The organism is Agarivorans sp. (assembly GCF_050295395.1).
GTDB lineage: Bacteria > Pseudomonadota > Gammaproteobacteria > Enterobacterales > Celerinatantimonadaceae > Agarivorans.
Genome location: NZ_JBNKPP010000110.1, coordinates 1 through 15,060, shown reverse-complemented (window position 1 = coordinate 15,060; position 15,060 = coordinate 1). Strand labels below are relative to the sequence as shown.

Sequence of the window (15,060 nt, the reverse complement as noted above, 5' to 3'; positions counted from 1 at the left end):
GTGGCGATGGTGTCGTTAATGGATCATACCCCCGGTCAGCGCCAGTTTGTCGACAGCGAAAAATACCGCACCTACTACATGGGCAAATACGGCCTTAACGATGCGGAAATGGCCAAGTTTGAAGCCGAGCAAACCGCCGCTTCAGAAAAATGGTCTGACGCCAACCGCCAGCAAATTGCGCAATCGGCGCGCCAACGCCGCATCGCCTTGGCCAGCCATGATGATGCCACCGAGGCACATGCCTTAGAATCAGCCTCCTTAGGCTGTGCAGTAGCCGAATTTCCCACCACTGTAGCGGCGGCTAAAGCCTCGCATGAGGCTGGGCTAAAAGTGATGATGGGCGCGCCTAATATCGTGCGCGGCGGTTCTCACTCTGGCAATGTGGCCGCCGCCGAGCTAGCCCGTCACGGCGTGCTGGATATTCTTTCTTCCGACTACTACCCCGCTAGCCTGCTGGATGCGGCTTACCAGCTCGCTAATATGCCGGATAACCACTACGATCTGTGTCAGGCTATTAAGATGGTTAGCCTAAGTCCGGCGCAAACACTAGGCTTAAATGACAGGGGCAGTATTAGCGAGGGCAAACGAGCCGACTTAGTATTGGCCCGCCCTTGTGACGAACGCTTGCAAGTGCAGCTGGTATGGCGCGAAGGAGAGCGAGTATTTTGAGCGGCAAGCAATATCAGCCCGATGAGTTTGGTGGCGAAGCTAAGCTATTTTACTTAGTAGGCCCTTCTGGTTCGGGTAAAGACAGCATCATTAATGGCCTGCGCGACAAACTTCAGGCTAACAGCAGTGTATTAATTGCCCATCGTTACATCACCCGCTGCAACGATGACAGCGCAGAAAACCATATTGCGCTAAGCGTGCCGGAGTTCACCCACCGTAAGCGCAGTGGTTTGTTTGCCATGGACTGGCAAGCCAATGGCTGTAATTACGCCGTGGGCAATGAAGTGAATACCTGGTTAAGCATGGGCTTTTCGGTATTGTTTAATGGCTCGCGCCAGCAAATTCCCCTTGCCAGAGAACTGTTTGGTGAACGGCTTAGAGTGATTGCGTTGGATGTAGAACCCGATATTTTGGCCCAGCGTTTACGCCAGCGTGGCCGCGAGCAAGAACATGACATTCTGGCGCGGCTACGCCGTAGCGAGCACTACCAAGCACAACTGCCCAAATATTGCTGGCATTTAGATAACAATCGCAGCTTAGAGAAAACCGTGAATAGCTTACTAAAATACATAGAGGAACAAACCACGGAGTACTACTTACAATGAAACTCACCTTAGTCGGCACTGGCAATGTACAAGCCAGCCCTCTCTATGGCTGCGAGTGTTTGGCCTGCCAACGCGCCCGCAAGTACCCTAGCTATGCCAGAAAGCTTTGCTCGGCGCTGCTAGAGAGCGAGGGTAAACAGTGGCTAATCGATGCCAATCACCCGCTATGGGCCAGCCGTTTTCCTGCGCATTCCTTAAGCGGCATTTTTCTTACTCACTATCATATGGATCATGTGCAGGCCCTGTTTAATATGCGCTGGGCGATTCACCCCAGGCTTCCGGTTTACCAACCAGACGACCCTAAGGGCTGCGATGACCTGTTTAAACACCCCGGCATCCTCGACTTTCAGCCGCCACTTAAAGCCAACCAAGCGATACATCTTGACCACTTACGAGTGATTCCGCTGGCCCTAAACCACTCCAAACCTTGCTTGGGTTATTTGTTCTGTGTACCACAAGGGCGAATTGCCTATTTAACCGATACCAAAGGCATTCCCGACAGCAGTTGGCAGCAATTGTTACGCCAACCGCCTAAATACGTGGTGATAGACTGTAGCAATCCGCCATCTAGTAAGGCCAAAAACCATAACAATCTCAGTGAGGTATTAGAGCTGGCTCATGCTCTGCCCGACAGCCATTGGCTGCTCACACACATCGGCCATGAGCTTGACGATTATTTACTGGAGCATCCCGATTGTTTAAGCCCTAATGTTAGCGTCGCCCACGATGAACAATGTTTAAGCCTCTAAATGAACAAAGCCAAGGAAGCCCAAATGGCGCTAGTTAAGCCGGGAACTAGGCTCAGATCTCAAGCGTCAGTAGCCAGCAGCAGTTAAGCCCCGTTTAGCTTCGCCAGGTTCAGTCTGGCCTCGCTGCGGTGCGTCTGCACTTAGGCTTAAGATTTAGCCGGCCAAATCACCACACAGGCGGTTTGTTTTTGCTTACCAAAACCGACAATTTGCGCCAGCATAGACTTGCCCACCGGAACAAAAGCCGAAGACACCACATCGCTCTGCTGTTCTACGTGGGGATCATGAATGTAGAAAAATTTATCACTCATGCCACTGAGCACTATCCAGTGCGGCCCTTTTTCGCCAGTAAAACGATAGGTGCTAATCAGTAGCAATACCGCCGCGCCTTGCTCTATCCAAGTTTCTAATTGGCTAATCGACGGTGCACGATTGTGATCTTCAATACCTTTAGCGGCGAGCTGAGCCACAAAGTCTTGGTGGACTAACTCAATCACCTGTTTTTTATTGGGGTCACGCACGCTATCAATAAACGGGGTGGAGCGTGATTGGGTCCAAAGCTCAATGGGATAACCGCGCCTAAGTGCCGCCAAAGCCAAACCCTGAGCACTGCATCCGCCATGTCCGGCGGCCATAAAAATGGTGGTGGCTTCGCGCCATAGTTGCAGCTCTTCGGTGCGGCTGGGCTCATGGCCACTGAGACAGCTAAAGCTCATGAGCAAACAGGCAGCGCCACAAGTAAAGGGCGTAGTTTGAATGTACAAGGGCATCGGCAGCTGTACTCTAGGGCCCTGCGGTGACAGGCGTTTTTGCATGCGCCGACCATCACAAAGGTCGTCGTAATAATGCACCAGAAACTTAAGCAGCTGATAGCCCATTTTTTGATAAAAATTAATCGCCGACGTATTGTCTTCACGCACTTCTAGTCGTAATGTATTGACGCCTTGATCAAGAGCTGCACGCTCGCATTGCCCTAGCAAACTTTGGGCAATTCCACGTCCTCGGAAATCTGGTTTAACAGCAATTGAGTACAACCTCGAAAGCTGAGTACCTTGGTGAAATAGCAATAGCGCATAACCTGCCAAACCTTTACCACTGTCGGCCACAAACAACATGGCCTGGGAAGAGTGCAAGAAGCGCTTCATTTGCCGTGGCGATATGCGATCCCCAGCAAATAACTGTTGTTCCAATGTATTTAGTTCGGCGAGATCGGAACTGTTCGCTAAACGAAAGTCCATACGATTTCCTGATAGGTAAGCCCAATTGCTTGGCAATAATAGACCTAAAAAATCAGGAAAAATATAGCGATGGCAAATCTTTTAATCGTTACCGACCAAGCCAGTGACTGGAGCCAATATTTTCCGTCGGAGCAGGTGGTCAGTGTCGACCACTACCTCAATACCGACTGGAAAAGCACCGGCCAAAAAAACGTTCAAGTGGTTAACCTGTGTCGCGATTATGACTACATGAGTAGCGGCTACTATTGTTCGCTAATGGCTGAAGCTCGGGGCCACAGGGTAATCCCCAGAGTGATGGCAATTAACGACATTAACCAGCCATTGCTGATTTCCAGCGAGCTATTTAAGTTGGGAAGCGCATACCGCGAGCAGCATCAAATCAGCTGCAAAATCTACTTTGGCCGCACTACCGAAAAAGGCCTAGAAAAACTGGCAAAATACCTATTTGAAAAATTTATGGTACCGGTGATCGAGCTGCACTTATCCAAGCATCGCGAGCAATGGAATATTCAGCATATCGCCCCCTATCCTTTTCAGGATTTGTTAGATCAAGAGCAAGACTTCTTCATTGAATCATTGGCGCTGTTTTCCAGCAAAATTTGGCGCAAACCGCGACAAGAAAAAAAATCGCGCTACGACATCGCCTTGCTGGTTGACCCTGATGAAAAAATGCCGCCTTCCGATCCTTCCGCACTAAAGCGCTTTAAACGTGCAGCCTCGCGTTTGGGCATGAATTTGGAAACCATTGGCCCAGACGACATTTCACGCTTGGGAGAATTTGACGGGCTGTTTATTCGCACCACCACCAACATCGGCAACTATAGCTATCGCTTCGCTAAAACCGGCGAGAAGCTAGGACTGGTGGTCATCGACGATGCCGAATCAATCATGAAATGCACTAACAAGGTATTTCTTACCGAGCTAATGCAACAAAATCGCGTGCCCGCGCCCACCAGCGTGATAGTGCAAAGTTTCAATCCACAATGGAAAACCCAGCTACTTGAGCAACTGGACTTTCCGATGGTGCTTAAAATTCCCGATGGCGCCTTTTCTCGTGGCGTGATTAAAGTGCGTGACGAAGCCGAGTTACAACGCGAAGCCTGCAGCTTATTTGAGAAAAGTGCCTTAATTTTGGCTCAGGCATTTATGCCTACCGACTTTGACTGGCGCATTGGGGTGTTAAATCGCCAAGCTATTTTCGCCTGTAAGTACATGATGAGTCGCGGCCACTGGCAAATTTATCAGCACCATAAGAGTGGCCGAGTCAGTTCTGGTGGCTTTGAAACACTCGACTTAAAACAAGTGCCTAAAAATGTGGTGGATATAGCGGTTAAAGCCGCCAACCTGATTGGTTCGGGCTTATATGGCGTGGATTTAAAAGAAATTAACGGCCAGGTTTACGTGATTGAGGTAAACGACAACCCGAGCATCGACCATCATGTAGAAGATGCCTTCTTAGGCGATTTACTGTATGACCGAATTATGACCGAGTTTTTAAGGCGGATCCAAATGCGCGGCTTTTAGCCACGCAGGGGTTTAGCGGGCATGTCGCGCCATTACGCTGGCGCGACCATACGCTTAAAACTTATAAGCCAAACCTAAATAAGCACCACTGTTGTCGGTACTGTAATGACGAGTTGCAATGTCTTCATATTGATAACCACCAGAAAGCGCTAAACCGCCAGCTGCACTATCAAAAAACTGGTAGTTTAATCCAGCGCGGAACAAATTGGCTTGGTAATCTTCTTCGCTTAAAGACAATTTCAAATCACTTTCTATACCTAAGCCCGAGCCTGGAAAACGCCAAGTCACGCGGCCTACCGCATAGATTTGCTCGCCATCATTAGAGCCATCCGTAGCACTATTGGCGCTCTCCCAGCCCTCGTAACCGGCGCCCAAGTCCACATATAAACCGGCAGTATCAAACAAGTTGTAATACAACTCGGCCTGATAACTAGAGCCATCGGCAGGATCACCTTGCTTACGTTTATTGGCCACTACTGCCACATTAGGCACTAAAGGGATAGGATGCTTAAAACGCATGCTTAAATCGCCCTGCCAAGCAGAAGAGGCTTTAGGCTCAGAATCGGTTTGGGCAATATGAGTAGAGAGGGTGAGCCCTAATAAATCGGCGTGGGCAGGTAAGGTGGCTAACAATGCAGCGCCTAGCGCGAGACGAAATTTCATCTAAAATCCTATAGTTAAACAACATGGTTAAGCTGAGTCCGGCATTTTGCCATGCACCTACCTTTCGACCAAGATAAAAATCTGTAAAATTAAAGTGATTTGGAATTTAAACCTAGGGATTTAACATGCCAACTCGCTCACTCAGTCTTTAGTCACTTAACTTGGCCAACCATGCATGCCTTGGCGCTAGTATCACATTTAACAAAATTGACACATTTACCGAACTCCTTCACTATTGGAGCTTGCTTTGCAGCACATGTTGATGGCAAACAATCATGATTGTTTAATTTACTTAGCAAGCAGGTAGCGATGCATCAAGCAAATAACTTAGCACAAGTTCTTAGCTTACCGTCTCAAGCTCATCATCACAGCCATAGTTACGCGCAGATGGTGATTGGTTTGCACGGGAAAACCGAGTTCGATATACAGGGTCGCGGCCAAGCTGTTGGCCCCGGAGACGGTTGCCTACTGCCTGCCAGCACCGAGCATGCCTTTAATGGCCTTGCTAACAATCAAATATTAGTCGTGAATGTCGTTGCCACCACCCAGCCTTCCTTACAAGACAAACTTGAACATTTGTTTCGTCATCCCAGCTATTTTCAATTAAGCCAACAAACACAACTGTTAATTAGAGCACTGGGCCAAGAACTGCTATTACAACCCCACGATCCGCTACTAGCCGAGTCGTGCGCCAATACGTTGGTCTGTATACTGAAGAAGCACTTAAGCTCACCGCTGCCCAGCAAGCGCCAAGGTGAACGGCTCTCTATGGCGCGCATCGACAGCTATATTCAACACCACTTACAGCACAAAATCAGCGTGGCCCAGCTAGCTGGCAGTGTGTTTATGGCAGAAAGCCACTTCTATGCCTTATTTCGCCAACAAACAGGCTTAAGCCCTCATCAATACCTTTTGATTAAACGCCTAGAGCAAGCCAAACAACTGCTAATTGAGCCTCATTTCAGCATTCAGCAAATAGCCCAACTGTGTGGTTTTGCTAGCCAAAGCAGCTTTACCACCGCGTTTAATCGCCATTTTTCCCTAACCCCTGCTCGCTTTCGCCGTCAGTTTCACTAAGCCTTCAACCTTAGCCCAAGCCGCATACACTACACTTACTAACAGAGCATTGCGCTGGCTTAGTGTTAACTGAAGATCAGAGTATTTCGAAAAAAATTCGTTGTTTTTCGAAATACTCCTAGCGCTTACCCATCTACAATCGTCAATTAATAACAAAAATATAACATTTGAAGTTAACCGATACCTCTATGAGGAGCGCTCATGACCAGTAACATCCCCTTAACTGCGCAAAACTTTGCCCAAGCCGACTTCATTGCCCAACCAGCAGAACAACTTTGGCGGTACATCTCGCCGCTTTATTGTGTTGATGAGTCCGCTTGGCTGAATCAACTGCTGCCCTTGGCCGAGCCAGATCCGGCAGAGCGGGCAGAAACCCAACGCCTTGCCGAGCAGTTAATTAAACAAGTTCGGGCAGATAAAAAAGCGCTGCAAATGATCGATGCCCTGCTACTAGAATACAGCCTTGATACCCGCGAAGGTATTTTGCTGATGTGTCTAGCCGAAGCGCTGATGCGCATACCTGATAGCGCCACCGCCGATGCATTAATTCGCGACAAACTCAGTGTGGCCGACTGGAAATCTCACCTAAAAAATTCCGACTCTCTATTTGTTAACGCCTCCACTTGGGGACTAATGCTAACGGGTAAGGTGGTGAGTCTAAAAGATCAACCTCCAGCTCAGCCCTATAAAGTACTCAATAAACTGGTGAATAAGTTTTCTGAGCCGGTGATCCGCCAAGCCATGCAACAGGCGATGAAAATTATGGGCCATCAGTTTGTGCTAGGCAGAAGCATTCGAGAGGCGCTAAACAATGCTCAAGGGCCTCGTAGCGAAGGCTATAGCTATTCTTTTGATATGTTGGGCGAATCGGCCCTCACCGCTGGCGATGCCCAAAAATACCAACAAGACTACCTACAAGCGATTAGCGCAGTAGCCAAACAAGCTAAATCGGCGGCGGCCAAAGGGCCAGCTTGCTCGGTTTCGATTAAACTCTCAGCGCTGCACCCGCGCTATGAAGTGGCTCAACAACAGCGAGTGATGAGCGAGATGTTTGATAGTGTGCTGGAACTACTACAACATGCGCGACAACAGGATGTAGCGATTACTATTGATGCCGAAGAAGCCGACCGCTTAGAGTTATCGTTAAAGTTATTCGCCAAACTCTATCAACATCCATCGATGCAAGGTTGGGGCAAGTTTGGCTTAGTGGTACAAGCCTACTCCAAACGCGCCTTGGCGGTAATTAGCTGGCTAGCGGCCTTGGCTAAACAACAGGGCGATGTAATTCCCATGCGCTTAGTGAAAGGCGCCTATTGGGATAGCGAGTTAAAACTGGCGCAGCAACATGGCCACCCAGCCTATCCGGTGTTTACCCGTAAAGAAGCCACCGATGTGAGTTACCTGGCCTGCGCCCGAGTCTTATTAAGTGAGCCCTATCGCGGGCTGATTTATCCGCAATTTGCCAGCCACAATGCACAAACGGTCGCCGCTATTTCAGCCATGGCTACGCATAACGATTATGAGTTTCAACGCCTGCATGGCATGGGCGAATCCTTATACAAACATGCCAAGGCGCTGTTCAACAGCGAGGTGCGTATCTATGCTCCCGTAGGCAGCCATAAAGACTTACTGCCTTATCTTGTGCGGCGACTTTTAGAAAATGGGGCCAATAGTTCCTTTGTGCATCGCTTGGTAGATGCCCGCTGCCCGATTAGCGAACTCACCAAGCATCCGGTGGACTTATTGCGTTCTCGCCAGACCTTGCATAATCCGCATATTGTTAACCCGCCGCAATTATTTGGCCAGCAGCGAGCCAATTCACTCGGTATCGCCACCGACATAGAAAGCCAATGGCAGCCGTTTCGCCAGCAAGTTGAAGCCTTTTTGGGCGACTATCAATGGCAGGCCGACTCACTGATTAACGGCCAAGCTCAAAGTAACGTTCGCCAAGCAGTGATGGCACCCTACGCAAGCCAACAGCAAGTGGGTGAAGTGAGCTGGGCCAAGGTTGAGCAAGTCGCCACAGCTTTAGACGCAGCCGAACAAGCCCACCCAACTTGGCAGCAAACACCGGTAAACCAACGTGCTCAATACCTGCGGGCGCTGGCCGACAAATTAGAACAGCACATGCCCGAACTAGTAGCGCTGTGCCATCGCGAAGCCGGTAAAACCGTTCACGACAGTATTGATGAAATACGCGAAGCAGTGGACTTCTTACGTTATTACAGCCAACAAGCTGAATCTATTTTCAGCCAAACTCTAGAGCAAACCGGCCTGCAAGGGCAACAGCAGCAAGTGCGTTATCAAGGCCGCGGCCTGTTTGTTTGCATTAGCCCTTGGAACTTTCCCTTAGCTATCTTTATTGGCCAAATAGCGGCAGCACTGGTGGCGGGTAACTGCGTGCTGGCAAAACCGGCCGAGCAAACCAGTCTGATTGCCGCTCGTTGCATCGAGTTATTGCTTGAAACCGGTATTCCCGGTGCAGTAATTCAACTATTACTAGGGAGCGGCGCAGAATTAGGCCCCGCCTTATGTAGCGATCCACGCATCGCCGGGGTCGCCTTTACCGGCTCTACACCTACCGCGCAAAGCATTAACCGACTATTAGCCAAACGCGATAGCCTGCCGGTGCCCTTTATTGCGGAAACCGGCGGACAAAATGCCATGATAGTCGACAGCACCGCGCTGCCCGAGCAAGTGGTGCGCGACGTGCTGCGCTCTGCTTTTGCTTCTGCCGGACAACGCTGTTCGGCACTGCGGGTATTGTTTGTTCAGCAAGACATTGCCGAGCGCATCATTAGCCTGCTACAAGGTGCCATGAGCGAGCTCAGCGTGGCCTGTCCGGAATACTTAAGTAGTGATTTAGGGCCGGTTATTGACTCAAAGGCTCAGCAAAAACTATTGCAACACATCGAGTGGTTGCAACAAAACGCCCAACTGATTTACCAATTACCTCTGGACGAAGAATGCCAACAAGGTAGTTATGTGGCACCCTGCGCATTTGAAATTGACAGCCTCTCTCAACTCACAGAGGAACACTTTGGCCCAATACTGCATGTGATTAAATTTCATGCAAATCAAATTGATAGCGTGATTAATCAAATAAATGACAGTGGTTTTGGGTTAACATTGGGGGTGCATAGTCGTAATGAGAGCACTTATCGGCATATCGAACAGCGTGCTCGGGTGGGCAATTGTTATATCAACCGCGACCAAGTAGGCGCGGTAGTGGGAGTACAACCCTTTGGTGGGCGAGGCCTTTCTGGTACTGGCCCTAAAGCGGGTGGCCCCCATTACTTATACCGCTTCGCCCAAGCCGAAGTCACTGTTATTAAGGCCTCAGGAGTGCAATAAAATGACCATGCAAATAAGCGAATTAACACAAAGCCTTGCGGTATTTGAACACTGGCAGCAACAAGCGCTAAGCCAGCGAGTCGAGATTGTTAAACAATGGGCCTCACTGCTAAGCCAGCGCTCCACCGATTGGGCCGAAGCAGTCGCCATGATCAACTTGCAATGCCAACAGGCAACGGCCTTAATCGGCCAGACTCAGTCCTTGCCAGGCCCTACTGGGGAGAGCAATGAACTGTATTGTGTAGGTCGAGGCAGCTTTTTGTTAAGCGGCGATGAACAGGCCAATTCAGTGGCGCTACTGGGGCTAATTAGCGCCGCACTGGTGGCGGGGAACACCATTATATGCAGTGTCCACCCCAAGGCTGATTGCCAGTTGGAATTGGCGCTTAGCGACTTATTGCGCGCAGGCTGTCCCGACAGAGTGGCCATTTACACTGCCTACGACGCGGCTGAAGCACTCGCCAAGCAGCCCGCTTTAGCAGGGGTTGCTCTGGTGGGGGCTAGCCACACTTGCCAACGCTTTAACCTGTTGTTGGCCGAGCGAGAGGGTCAGATCGCGCAGCTGATTTACGAAGGAGATCTGCAAGATTACTCCCTGCTAAGTGAGCCAACGCTTTGTTTACGCTTTATTACTGAGCGTACTCGCACTATAAATATCACCGCCGTAGGCGGTAACGCGAGCCTACTGGAATTAGGCAGCGCCGAGTAACACACAACGTATAAGGCTCGAAAGAGCCATCAAAAGGAATAACTAATGATTGAAAATAGCTTTGCTATCAGTGCCACATTCGTAGCCTATCTCATCGTTATGCTATCAATTGGCATTTACGCTTATAAACGAACGTCTAACTCTGAAGACTACTTCTTGGGTGGCCGTTCACTAGGGCCTTGGCCTGCAGCCCTATCCGCAGGGGCATCAGACATGAGCGGCTGGTTATTGTTGGGACTTCCCGGCTACGCCTATGCCGCAGGAATTGAAGCCATTTGGCTGGCGGGCGGCTTATTAGTGGGCACTTGGCTAAACTGGTTAATTTGCGCCAAACGCCTTCGCACCTACTCGATTGTTGCCGATAATGCCTTAACTATTCCTGAATACTTTGCCCGTCGCTTCGCCGATAAATCAAAGCTATTACAGTCTATTTCGGCCTTGTTCATCCTCTTGTTTTTCTTGTTCTATACCAGTTCGGGTTTAGTAGCAGGCGGTAAACTATTTGAAACCGTATTTGGTTTGGATTATCGCTTCGCGGTGATAGTTGGCACCTTGTGCGTGGTGTCTTACACCTTATTTGGCGGCTTTCTTGCGGTATCTTGGACCGATTTAGTTCAGGGTTTATTAATGGCCGCCGCTTTAGTCATTGTGCCGATTGCGGCAATGGAAGGCTCGGTGAGTGATTTGGGCACGGCTCTTGAGCTAAAAAACCCTGAGCTGCTCAACCTATGGACTGACGCTAGCGGCCAAAGCTTGTCGGCCATTGCCATTATCTCTTTGGTGGCATGGGGCTTGGGTTATTTTGGTCAGCCGCACATTCTAGCGCGCTTTAAAGCTACCCGCCGCAATGGCGACATCGCTACCGCACGACGCATCGCGGTAAGCTGGACCGCACTGTCAATGGCTGGTGCACTACTAATTGGTGTAGTAGGCATTGTATACGTGGACGCGCATCTGGGTGGCACAGTTAAAGATGGCGAAACCATCTTCATGTTGCTGGTTAACGCGATTTTCCATCCGGTGGTAGCCGGTATTTTGCTGGCCGCCATTCTTGCGGCAATCATGAGTACCGCCGACTCTCAGCTATTGGTATCTTCTTCTGCTTTAGCTGAAGACTTTTATAAGCAAGTTTTCCGCCCTCAAGCTAGCCAACAAGAAATTGTTCGAGTCGGCCGCATCGCGGTAATTGCGCTGTCTATAGTGGCGCTATTTTTAGCCATGAACCCAGAAAGTTCGGTGCTAGGCTTGGTATCTTACGCTTGGGCAGGTTTTGGCGCGGCCTTTGGCCCGGCCATCCTCTTTAGCTTGTTCTGGAAGGATATGAACCGCAACGGTGCGCTAGCGGGTGTAGTGGTGGGTGGTATTACCGTGGTGCTATGGAAGCAACTTAGCGGTGGTATTTTTGACTTATATGAAATCGTGCCCGGCTTTATCTTTGCCAGCATGGCGATTGTGCTGTTGTCTAAACTGAGCGGCGGTGCAAGTGATACAGTAAAAGCCAGCTTTGACGAATACCAAAGCAAACTGCAATCTCTTGATTAATAGTAAGAACTTATAAAAAAGGGCTTAGTCGTTGACTGCGACTAAGCCCTTCCTTTTAAAGGCTAAGTGAATTTAGCCTAGCTATAGTAACTCACAGCTTACCAAGGAACTTCGATATCGAGTTCTTTGATTAAGCGATCCACTTCTTGCCATGCCGCTTTTTTCTGCTTCATATCTAGCTCTTCGCCAATCAGAAAATCACGATCACCCGGTGCATTAGGGTGGCCTAATAAGGCCGCAATCGACATCCAAACATAAGCGGTTACCGGATCTTCAGCCATGTGCTCACCTTCAAAGTAGCGTAGGCCTAATAGATAAGCGGCTTCTTGATCCTTGTTCATTGCCGCCTGATTGTACCAAGACTCGGCTTGAGTAAAGTCTTGCGCTACACCTTCACCGTTCCAGTAGCTTTCGGCTAGTAAAAACTGCGCCTGAGCATCCTGCTGTTGGGCGGCAGCTTTTAACCAATCAATAGCTAACTCGGGTTTAACGCCCTCACTAGTAAGACCTTCTTGATACAACACAGCCACTTGAGTCATCGCCGCTACATTACCGGCTTTGGCCGCTAAAATGTAGTTAGCCAAGGCCTTATCTAGGTCTTGCTGTTGCGACTCTGCTAGCTGGTATTGCTGGGCAAGCTTAAACTCTTGTTCGCCACATACGCCACTGCATTCAATGGCAGTGGGAATGTCGCTGGTTGGCGTTGTCGCCGACTGGCTGCAACCGACCAACAATGCGGCGGCAACACAGCTGGCTAAGCCATAAACTGATTTTTTCATTTTCTGTCCTTTGTTGAACGTTGCCTAATGACCAAATAAGACAACGGGGGCAACGCTAACACATTTTACCGCCCAGAAAATAGTGAATAATTATTTAATTGCGATTAATCAATTTGCGAGGGATCCGCCAACAAACAGCTAGCCAGATCACAAATTTGCTGCTAATGCGAGTTAGCAGCAAATCATTTGATGAATAATCAGTCTATTTTATGCAGTTATCGAAGAAGGTAACGGTGGCAGGCCAATCGGCAAATACACCCAATACCGCAAGCTCTGTTTTTAATACATTCAGCACTTCCAACTCGGCATAGTTAGTATAACGACGCTCTAACGACCAAGTGATTATGTCTAGGCCCGCATCCTTAAGCTGCTTAGCGTAGTCACTGGCTACTAACTGGCCATTTTGCTGCTCGATTAACATCGGATAAATTGGTGCCACAATATTAATTCCTTTAGCGGCAATCTCGGTGGGGCTAGGCACATTATCCGAAGAGTACAAATACACGGCTTGCTCACCAAACTCTGGATCGCTAGCAATCCAAAAATCGATATCATCAATCAAGAACGACTGGGCATAAACATCACTAGGTGCAACCTCGGCCTCTAGGTATTCATCAATCATCTTCTGCGCAAACTCTTGTTGGGTCATCCCCGCAGCGGCTAAATCTTGAGCCGATGGTGTTTTTAGCTCCGGTGTCATTTTCACCCCCAAGGCCTTAAATAAGGCAATGCTCTCTTTGTGAGATAACAAAGTGCCAGTATTGGCGTAGAGATCGGTACGAAAACTTGGCGTCGCATTCATATACTCTTCCACCGTAGTGGCATTGGGGTTGTATGAGTCCATTTTCCCTTGTAGAGACTTATATTCAGCAAGAGTAAAATCAGAGGTGCGACATTCCGCACTGGCCGTTACACCATTTAGCGGGTCGGCTGGGCTAAACGGTACCGAACATTTAGCCGCCAGCTCAGGCACCGCCAACACATTAGTGGTGGTATGTAAGTCGCCATGAGAGTGACGACAGACTAACTCGCCATCTTTGGTTAAAGCGACATCACATTCCAAAACCCCAGCCCCCATGCGCGCCGCCGCAAGGTAACTTTCTTGAGTATGTTCGGGAAACATTAACGGCGCACCGCGGTGGCCAATCGATAAAGCACTCACCTGATAGCTAGTTTTACTTTCAACACAGGCAGAGAGTTGCTGTTTTAATTCGCCTTCGGGAAGTTGATCTACTAAATAAGCGGGGCGAGGGCCTAATTGCACCTTAGACACGGCAGCAGAGTTAGCCGTAGCTTGAGTTATATCGTTATCATCACAGGCGCTCAGTAAAGCCAGCGGGCAAAGTAACCATCCTAGGTGTAGCAGTTTCATTGGCGATCATCCTTATCATTAGTTAAGCGTTATGGTGAGCCAATAGTAGAGACGCGCTAGATTGCACGCAGATGATCATTTTATGTTGAATTTATGGCACAACTTGGTGAAGCTCACCAGTAAACATGGCGCAGAAAATAGCAAAGCCGGCCTCAAGCCGGCTTTGCTCTGCTTAATGATAGCTTAGCGATAATCAGGAATAGAGCGGTTCCAAGTGACCAACTTGGTAACATCAGCTTTGTTTTCCCAATAATGAGCTAAAGCGGCATCGGGGTTAGTACCTAAGCCTTGCTTATAGTAATAAGCCAAGGTACTCGCCGCCGGCTTAGATCCCCGCTGCGCCGATAAATGAAATAGCTCAAAGGCTTTTTGGTAGTCTTGCTTTACCCCGCGACCAAAGTGATACATTCGCCCTAAAGCCCATAGGCTTTCGCTATTGCCCTGCTCTATGGCTTGCTCAAATAAACGTTGCGCCTGTGCATAATCACGCTTGCCCGTCACGCCGTGGTAAACCAATAAGCCCAGTTCTCTACTTGCGTAGGGGTGATGTTGATCACTGGCAATTTGGTAGTACTTTGCCGCTTCAGCAAGGTCGGCCTCTTCAAACAAGCCCTTGGCTTTCGCCTTTGCTATCCAATAGGCTGATTCTGCGCGCCCCTGAGCGGCCAGCTGTAAATGCAGGTTGTAACAGCTTTGCTGTTTCTTGAGTCGTGAACACCAGCTCTGAAGTTGCAAATCCGTTGCAGCCGACTGCTCTCTGGCTTGCACACTAAATACCG

13 protein-coding genes are annotated in these 15,060 nt (G+C 49.2%); 8 read left to right on the top strand and 5 right to left on the bottom strand.

What is annotated here, in order from left to right; translation table 11 throughout:
- The 3 genes from ACQY6Q_RS06810 to phnP form a co-directional block, all read left to right on the top strand.
- Nucleotides 1–669 (top strand): alpha-D-ribose 1-methylphosphonate 5-triphosphate diphosphatase (locus ACQY6Q_RS06810; protein ID WP_427979438.1); only part of this gene is annotated, 669 nt, incomplete at its 5' end.
- Entirely contained in the window at nt 666–1,274 is a 609-nt protein-coding gene (gene phnN, locus ACQY6Q_RS06805; RefSeq protein ID WP_427979436.1) for a ribose 1,5-bisphosphokinase, read from the top strand. The genes ACQY6Q_RS06810 and phnN, both read left to right, overlap by 4 nt.
- Nucleotides 1,271–2,023: a phosphonate metabolism protein PhnP gene (gene phnP, locus ACQY6Q_RS06800; protein WP_427979433.1), complete on the top strand. Its 753-nt coding sequence runs from the start codon at nt 1,271–1,273 to the stop codon at nt 2,021–2,023. Before phnN ends, phnP begins: the two co-directional genes overlap by 4 nt.
- A 146-nt stretch (nt 2,024–2,169) precedes the next feature.
- On the opposite strand, the gene ACQY6Q_RS06795 is transcribed toward phnP, so the two are convergent.
- Entirely contained in the window at nt 2,170–3,261 is a 1,092-nt protein-coding gene (locus ACQY6Q_RS06795; protein ID WP_427979431.1) for a GNAT family N-acetyltransferase/peptidase C39 family protein, read from the bottom strand.
- 69 nt (nt 3,262–3,330) lie between these two features.
- Between ACQY6Q_RS06795 and ACQY6Q_RS06790 the strand changes: the two genes are divergently transcribed.
- Nucleotides 3,331–4,785, top strand: a complete 1,455-nt coding sequence (locus ACQY6Q_RS06790) for a RimK family protein (protein ID WP_427979429.1) — start codon at nt 3,331–3,333, stop codon at nt 4,783–4,785.
- A 54-nt stretch (nt 4,786–4,839) separates the two neighbouring features.
- Here the strand turns inward: ACQY6Q_RS06790 and ACQY6Q_RS06785 are convergent, their stop codons facing one another.
- Entirely contained in the window at nt 4,840–5,448 is a 609-nt protein-coding gene (locus ACQY6Q_RS06785) for a hypothetical protein (protein ID WP_427979426.1), read from the bottom strand.
- A 309-nt stretch (nt 5,449–5,757) separates the two neighbouring features.
- Here ACQY6Q_RS06785 and ACQY6Q_RS06780 point away from each other — a divergent pair, with 309 nt between their 5' ends.
- The 4 genes from ACQY6Q_RS06780 to putP all read left to right on the top strand — a co-directional run bounded on the left by ACQY6Q_RS06780 (nt 5,758) and on the right by putP (nt 12,130).
- Entirely contained in the window at nt 5,758–6,525 is a 768-nt protein-coding gene (locus ACQY6Q_RS06780) for an AraC family transcriptional regulator (RefSeq protein WP_427979424.1), read from the top strand.
- 201 nt (nt 6,526–6,726) lie between these two features.
- On the top strand, nt 6,727–9,879 hold the full coding sequence (gene putA, locus ACQY6Q_RS06775) for a bifunctional proline dehydrogenase/L-glutamate gamma-semialdehyde dehydrogenase PutA (RefSeq protein WP_427979422.1): 3,153 nt from the start codon (nt 6,727–6,729) through the stop codon (nt 9,877–9,879).
- Nucleotide 9,880: 1 nt separating this feature from the next.
- Nucleotides 9,881–10,588: a hypothetical protein gene (locus ACQY6Q_RS06770; RefSeq protein ID WP_427979420.1), complete on the top strand. Its 708-nt coding sequence runs from the start codon at nt 9,881–9,883 to the stop codon at nt 10,586–10,588.
- A 45-nt stretch (nt 10,589–10,633) separates the two neighbouring features.
- Nucleotides 10,634–12,130 (top strand): sodium/proline symporter PutP, encoded by a 1,497-nt coding sequence (gene putP / locus ACQY6Q_RS06765; protein WP_427979418.1) that lies wholly within the window; start codon nt 10,634–10,636, stop codon nt 12,128–12,130.
- Between the two features lie 98 nt (nt 12,131–12,228).
- Here the strand turns inward: putP and ACQY6Q_RS06760 are convergent, their stop codons facing one another.
- The 3 genes from ACQY6Q_RS06760 to ACQY6Q_RS06750 all read right to left on the bottom strand — a co-directional run.
- A complete protein-coding gene (locus ACQY6Q_RS06760; RefSeq protein ID WP_427979416.1) occupies nt 12,229–12,909 on the bottom strand; it encodes a tetratricopeptide repeat protein in 681 nt (226 codons plus the stop codon).
- Nucleotides 12,910–13,111: 202 nt separating this feature from the next.
- Entirely contained in the window at nt 13,112–14,281 is a 1,170-nt protein-coding gene (locus ACQY6Q_RS06755; RefSeq protein WP_427979414.1) for a glycerophosphodiester phosphodiesterase family protein, read from the bottom strand.
- Between the two features lie 183 nt (nt 14,282–14,464).
- On the bottom strand, nt 14,465–15,060 hold a 596-nt coding region (locus tag ACQY6Q_RS06750), incomplete at its 5' end, for a tetratricopeptide repeat protein (RefSeq protein ID WP_427979411.1).

Coding starts and splice junctions, on each gene's coding strand:
- putA (WP_427979422.1), top strand. CDS start 6,727: ATGACCAGTAACATCCCCTTAACTGCGCAAAACTTTGCCCAAGCCGAC.
- phnP (WP_427979433.1), top strand. CDS start 1,271: ATGAAACTCACCTTAGTCGGCACTGGCAATGTACAAGCCAGCCCTCTC.
- ACQY6Q_RS06790 (WP_427979429.1), top strand. CDS start 3,331: ATGGCAAATCTTTTAATCGTTACCGACCAAGCCAGTGACTGGAGCCAA.
- ACQY6Q_RS06795 (WP_427979431.1), bottom strand. CDS start 3,261: ATGGACTTTCGTTTAGCGAACAGTTCCGATCTCGCCGAACTAAATACA.
- ACQY6Q_RS06755 (WP_427979414.1), bottom strand. CDS start 14,281: ATGAAACTGCTACACCTAGGATGGTTACTTTGCCCGCTGGCTTTACTG.
- ACQY6Q_RS06780 (WP_427979424.1), top strand. CDS start 5,758: ATGCATCAAGCAAATAACTTAGCACAAGTTCTTAGCTTACCGTCTCAA.
- putP (WP_427979418.1), top strand. CDS start 10,634: ATGATTGAAAATAGCTTTGCTATCAGTGCCACATTCGTAGCCTATCTC.
- ACQY6Q_RS06785 (WP_427979426.1), bottom strand. CDS start 5,448: ATGAAATTTCGTCTCGCGCTAGGCGCTGCATTGTTAGCCACCTTACCT.
- ACQY6Q_RS06760 (WP_427979416.1), bottom strand. CDS start 12,909: ATGAAAAAATCAGTTTATGGCTTAGCCAGCTGTGTTGCCGCCGCATTG.
- ACQY6Q_RS06770 (WP_427979420.1), top strand. CDS start 9,881: ATGACCATGCAAATAAGCGAATTAACACAAAGCCTTGCGGTATTTGAA.